Origin of the sequence: Trichococcus sp. (assembly GCF_049684335.1) — a bacterium.
GTDB lineage: Bacteria > Bacillota > Bacilli > Lactobacillales > Aerococcaceae > Trichococcus.
Map to the genome: position 1 here is coordinate 1 of NZ_JBAVFV010000044.1, position 5,851 is coordinate 5,851.

The window sequence follows — 5,851 nt, forward strand, 5'->3', positions numbered from 1 at the left end:
GCCGAGAACCTCACAATGCCAAACCTGGCTGTGGAAATCCGGTTGCACGGATAGCACGCGATCCTCATTCACATATTCGCGTCCCTCTTGTATCAACTTGTCCGGCATACTCCATTTCACGCTATCACTTCCTCTGCTTCTTGCTGTCCATCCTTTATTGTACTGCAATTTCATCGAAAAATATACCTTCTTGCCCATTGATGGCGGTCCGAACTGAATATTTAACTTGAAATATTCAACAAACTATCTCATACTGATTAGCATAATGCCAAAGCAAAAGGAGCCCTGTCATGTTTTTTAAAACAGTCGTCATCATAGTCAGATTTCTGGTCCGTATCCTGAACGGCAAGACCGAAATCCAAAACAAAGAGTACATCCCGAAAGACACAGTCTTTATCATTGCAGCTCCTCACAGAAGTCTGCTGGATCCCATTTTCATTTCGTTCGGCGTTTATCCGCACGTATTTTCATCAATGGCGAAGCAAGAACTATTCAAAGGGAAATTCATGAACTGGCTGCTCACTCACATGAACGCTTTCCCTGTCAATCGTAAAAACCCGGGCCCAAGTGCCCTGAAGCAACCTGTTTCGATCCTGAAGGAAGGCAAAACCAATCTGTTGATCTTCCCGACCGGGTCGAGGCATTCCGCAGAAATCAAAGGCGGCACTTCTTCCATCGCCAAGCTGGCCAACGTTCCGATCCTTCCGGTTGTCTATCAAGGTCCGCTCACACTCAAGGATCTCGTGAAGCGCAAAAAGGCGACTGTCCGCTTCGGCAAGCCCATCTATTTGCCGAAGGAAAAAAGGATCTCCAGAGAAGAACTGGCTGCCTATGACGAACTGCTCGGAGCTACCTTCCGCCAATTGGATCAGGAAATCAATCCGAATTTTGTCTACATCGCAAAATAAAACACCTGATGTCCGTCACCGGGTCTTCATCATCTCGAAAACAACAAAAAAACAGCGCCGGAAAAATATTCCGGCGCTGTTTTTTTGCATTACTGTTCAACAAGCGATCAGTCGTTCATCGACTGCAGCATGTACATGTCATAATAGGTACCCTGTTTGGCGATCAGTTCTTCGTGTGTGCCTTGTTCGATGACGCGCCCTTTATCCAATACCAAGATCAGATGGGCATCGCGTATGGTGGACAGACGGTGAGCAATAGCAATCGTCGTTCGGCCTTCACGCATTTTCCGCATGCTTTCTTGGATCAGGAGTTCTGTTTCGGTGTCGATATTGGCTGTCGCCTCGTCAAGGATGAGCACTTTCGGATCCCGTAAAATTGTTCGGGCGAACGAAATCAATTGTCTCTCACCACTTGAATAACTGGCCCCGCGCTCGATTACTTTTGCATGATAGCCTCCAGGCAGCGACTCGATGAATGAATCAGCATGCACAAATGCAGCCGCACCTTCGATATCGCGGTCGGTATAATCCTTGTTCATCAAACGGATATTATGCGAGATGTCGCCGTAGAACAGGAAGGAATCCTGCAGGACCAAGCCTATTTTTGAGCGTATCTCCTCGATCGGATATGTCTTGATCGATTTCCCGTCAATCAGGATGTCACCTTTCTCGAACTCATAAAAACGTAGCAAAACATTGATGATCGAACTTTTTCCGCTCCCGGTGTGGCCCACCAGAGCGACAGTTTCGCCCGGATTCGCTGTGAAGCTGATGTTCTTAAGCACATCTTGCTTCCCGTCGTAAGAGAAGGAAACATCTTTGAATTCGATCCTTCCCTGTGCAATTTCCAATTCCGAATCCTCAGGTTGGCTTGGCGCCAACTCGGCATTATCCAATACGCTCAGTACCCGTGAACTGGAGACGATGCCGTCCTGCAGGGCGCTGAGGTTGTCCATCATCATCCCCATCGGACGGAAGAAATTTTGGATGTAGGTGGTGAAAGCATAGATGACCCCAAGCTCCACGACGCCATTCAGAGTCTGATATCCAAATAACCAAAGAACAATCGCCAACGCGATAGCCTGCAATAGATTGACGACCGGCATCAGCATCAAGGCGTTCATCTGGACCATCGCTACCCGCCCTTTGCTGTAATCGTCATTGATCGCGTCAAATTCCTTGCGCAGCCGCTTTTCTTGGCGGAACTGCTGGATGATTGCCATGCCGGAAATCGATTCATTCAATTTCGTGTTCAGTTGGCTCAGTCTTTCGCGCATCGTGCGGTAAACGCGTGTGCTGTACTTTTGATAATACCAAATCAGACCCGCCATGATCGGGACAAAAACGATGAAAAGAAGCGAAATCTGCTTATTCAATGTCCACATTGCGATGAACACTGTGATGATGCTGAAGATGCCCTCTGCCAAGGCCAAAAATACATTCCAGAATTCTTTGATGGTTTCTGTGTCATTCGTGACGCGTGAAACGATTGATCCGGCCGGGGTGGTGTCATAGTAGCGCATCCCCAATTGATTGACCTTACGGAAAACGGCATTGCGGATGTTTTCTACGGTTTGTTCGGACGCCATGCTGAAAATATAGCGCTGAAGATATGTGACTAACATCTTCAGCAGGACGACTCCTACATAAGCCAACGCAAATAGCACACTGATATTGGTCGTGACATTGCCCACAGCCAGATAATCATCCATGTAAATTTGGATGATGCGTGGTGCCACCACATTGACCAGCGACAACGCAATACTGAAAAGCAAAGCGATCAAAAATTGACGGCGGAAAGGATGGGCAAAGCGGAAGATTCGTTTGATTACACGGAGTTGTTCCTTCAATGGGATTGTTTTAGACCATACTGAGCCACTCATGCTTCATCCGCCCCTTCCAATTTGGTTTCGAGTTGTTGTTTTTCGTACATTCTGCGGTACCAACCGTCCAGTTCCATCAACTCATAATGAGTCCCACGTTCGACAATGCGCCCTTCATCAAGGACGATGATCTCATTTGCATGCATCACGCTGCTGATCCGATGGGCTGCGATGATCGTTGTCTGATCGGCTCGCTTTTCCTTAAGTCCCGTCAGGATCGCTTCCTCCGTCTTCGCATCCACCGCGGATAAGGAATCATCCAGGATGAGCAGCTCAGGTTCAGTCACTAAAGCCCGCGCAATCGCTATCCGCTGTTTTTGTCCGCCGGATAAGGAAACGCCCCTTTCGCCAACCAACGTATCGTAGCCCTCGGGAAAACTAAGGATGTCATGATGGATGGCGGTCAAGCGCGCTGCCTCTTCAACCTTTTGTTGGCTGATGGATGGATCAGCGAAACGGATGTTTTCCCTGACGTCAGAAGAGAACAAGAAGTTGTCTTGGGGAACGTAACCGATTCCGCTCAGCAATGCGTCCAATGAATAATCACGGATATCGATCCCGTTGTAGTTGATGCTGCCGGCATATTGATCATACTCACGCAACAGCAGACGGAAAATCGTACTTTTACCCGATCCGGTTCTGCCGACAATCCCTAACGTTTGCCCCCGCTCCAAATGGAAACCGACGTCCTGCAGGCTGATTTCTTCGCTGTTCGGGTAACCGAATGAGGACACCTGAAAATCCAGATCGCCTGTAACCGGAGTCTGGACAGCATTTTTCTGCTCCTGAATCGTTGATTTTTCCTTCAGAAGCTCATCGATCCTGCTGTAACTGGCACTGCCTCGTTCCAGCACATTGAATAATCTGCCCACTGCCAACATCGGCCATGCCATCATTCCGATATAACTGATGAACGAAACCAGCTGGCCGATACTGATGCTGCCTTCCACGACAAAACGGCCACCAAAGATGATCGTCAGGGCGAAAGAAAGCCCCAAAATAAGTTGGATCGCCGGGTCAAATAAGGCATCAACCAAGTAGACAGCTTTATTTTTCACGACGACATCCTTCGTCATCGCTTCGAAATCACGAATATCCTCTTCTTCTTCACCGAACGTCTTGATTACCTTAACGCCGGACACACTCTCCTGCGTTTTGTCATTCAGATTAGAGAAAGCAGCTTGTGCTTTACGGAAACGCTTATGCATCTTCTGTCCGAGAATCCGTGACACCAGCGTCAAAGCCGGCAACGGAATCATGGCGATGAGCGTCAAACGCCAATCGATCAAGAAAAACATTGTGAAGAGCGTGATCCCGCCTGAAGAAATCGAATCCGCCAATGTCAGAATGCCTGCGCCTGCGACCATCCTGATCGCATTCAAGTCATTCGTCGCATGCGCCATCAGATCGCCTGTCCTGTATTTCTGAAAAAAGACAGCGTCCATTTCAGTGAAATGTTTGAACAATCGCGAACGCAGTATCTTTTCCAACTCTGCCGAAGTACCCCAAATCTTCATCCGCCAAATATAACGGAAAAGGTACTGCAGAATGCCCGCAATCAATATGATTGCCGACCACTTCCACAAAGAAGCCATCGTTAAGGTCCCTAAGGCAATTTCATCGATGATGATTCCGACAACGCGCGGCGAAATAACCTGAAGTATCGCCACAATGATCAGGAAAAAGACGCCTACAAAATACGATTTCCATTCTTGACGGAAAAACCAACTCAATTTTTTGAAAATACTCACGTATATTACTCCCTTCTTACCTGTATTCGGACAAAATAAAAATGTGGAACCGTAAAGATCCACATTTTGTATATTATTTCATTAGTCTATTTCTTTTTCTTTGTTGATTGTGTTTTCATAGAAGCCAAGATCTGTTTTACTTTTCTTTCGGATGGTTTTTGACCCATCTGCATCATCATAGAACGCAACATTTCTTCATTGATCGGTGGATTTTCTTCAAAATATTTTACCATATAACGTCTTGCAAGGAAAAATCCGCCAACCGCGCCTATTACTATTCCTAAAATGACCATCATTACCCATGCTGTTGTTGACACGTATTCATCCCCCTTTCCAAAGCATTCATTCATTAATTGTACTAAAGATTATGAGAAAAAGAAATAGCAATCACGGATAAATTTAGCGAATTTTCGAAAACGCTTCAGCGGCTGCCGGTTTCGGGACAATTTTGAGCCTATTCTTGCGTCATCCCCAAGAATATGCGAACATCTGTTTGATTTGTTGGATGATTAATGGTATTCTAAACTTATAAATTTTAGGATTACGGAGATGATGATCTCATGGTTAAAAATAAAGATTCACGCCAAGTTGAAGTGCTTCAATACATTTATGAAGAAGTCCAGGAAAAAGGCTATCCGCCGACCGTCAGGGAAATCGGGAATGCAGTCAAACTTTCCTCAACGTCCACAGTGCACGGCCATCTGTCGCGTCTAGAAAAAAATGGTTTTATCCAACGCGACCCTACAAAACCCCGTGCGATCGAACTGACCCAAGCAGGTCTGGATAAACTCGGGATCATGTCGGATAAAATGCCGTTGTTGGGTACCGTCACAGCCGGTGCTCCTATCCTGGCTGTCGAAGAAGCAACAGATTATTTCCCGGTCCCGCCGGATTTGAAATCCTCTTCCGGAAGCTTGTTTATGCTGAAAATCCGCGGAGAAAGCATGATCGACGCCGGCATATTCGATGGCGACTCAGTCATCATCAGAAAACAAGCCACGGCTGAAAACGGCGACATCGTCATAGCCATGACGGATGATGATGAAGCGACCTGCAAACGATTCTATAAAGAAAACAACTACTATCGTCTGCAACCTGAAAATGCCAGCATGGATCCGATCATCCTGGATTCCGTCATCATTCTGGGAAAAGTAGTCGGTCTGTACCGAAACCACATCATATAACGGACAGTCCCCCGACTGCCGCAAAAAGGCTGCCAACTACTGGCAGCCTTTTTGCGTGTCTGTTCATTTTCGGATTGTTATTATTTTTAGTATTCCATCAGCGTGAAGATGTCATACCCTTGGAT

General features: G+C 46.7%; 5 protein-coding genes. 2 read left to right on the forward strand and 3 right to left on the reverse strand.

Annotated elements, in window-relative coordinates; all coding sequences use genetic code 11:
- The first annotated feature begins 290 nt into the window (after nt 1–290).
- Complete coding sequence (locus WBM30_RS07820) at nt 291–908, forward strand: lysophospholipid acyltransferase family protein (protein WP_424900175.1); 618 nt, start codon at nt 291–293, stop codon at nt 906–908.
- 107 nt (nt 909–1,015) lie between these two features.
- On the opposite strand, the gene WBM30_RS07825 is transcribed toward WBM30_RS07820, so the two are convergent.
- The 3 genes from WBM30_RS07825 to WBM30_RS07835 form a co-directional block, all read right to left on the reverse strand.
- A complete protein-coding gene (locus tag WBM30_RS07825) occupies nt 1,016–2,791 on the reverse strand; it encodes an ABC transporter ATP-binding protein (RefSeq protein ID WP_424900176.1) in 1,776 nt (591 codons plus the stop codon).
- Nucleotides 2,788–4,542 (reverse strand): ABC transporter ATP-binding protein, encoded by a 1,755-nt coding sequence (locus WBM30_RS07830; protein ID WP_424900177.1) that lies wholly within the window; start codon nt 4,540–4,542, stop codon nt 2,788–2,790. Before WBM30_RS07830 ends, WBM30_RS07825 begins: the two co-directional genes overlap by 4 nt.
- A gap of 86 nt (nt 4,543–4,628) precedes the next feature.
- A complete protein-coding gene (locus WBM30_RS07835; protein ID WP_424900178.1) occupies nt 4,629–4,859 on the reverse strand; it encodes a YneF family protein in 231 nt (76 codons plus the stop codon).
- A 243-nt stretch (nt 4,860–5,102) separates the two neighbouring features.
- Here WBM30_RS07835 and lexA point away from each other — a divergent pair, with 243 nt between their 5' ends.
- Complete coding sequence (lexA, locus tag WBM30_RS07840) at nt 5,103–5,726, forward strand: transcriptional repressor LexA (protein WP_086984765.1); 624 nt, start codon at nt 5,103–5,105, stop codon at nt 5,724–5,726.
- Nucleotides 5,727–5,851 lie beyond the last annotated feature (125 nt).

What these genes read in the sequence shown, in the direction of transcription:
- WBM30_RS07820 (WP_424900175.1), top strand. Translation starts at nt 291, where the DNA reads ATGTTTTTTAAAACAGTCGTCATCATAGTCAGATTTCTGGTCCGTATC.
- WBM30_RS07825 (WP_424900176.1), bottom strand. Translation starts at nt 2,791, where the DNA reads ATGAGTGGCTCAGTATGGTCTAAAACAATCCCATTGAAGGAACAACTC.
- lexA (WP_086984765.1), top strand. Translation starts at nt 5,103, where the DNA reads ATGGTTAAAAATAAAGATTCACGCCAAGTTGAAGTGCTTCAATACATT.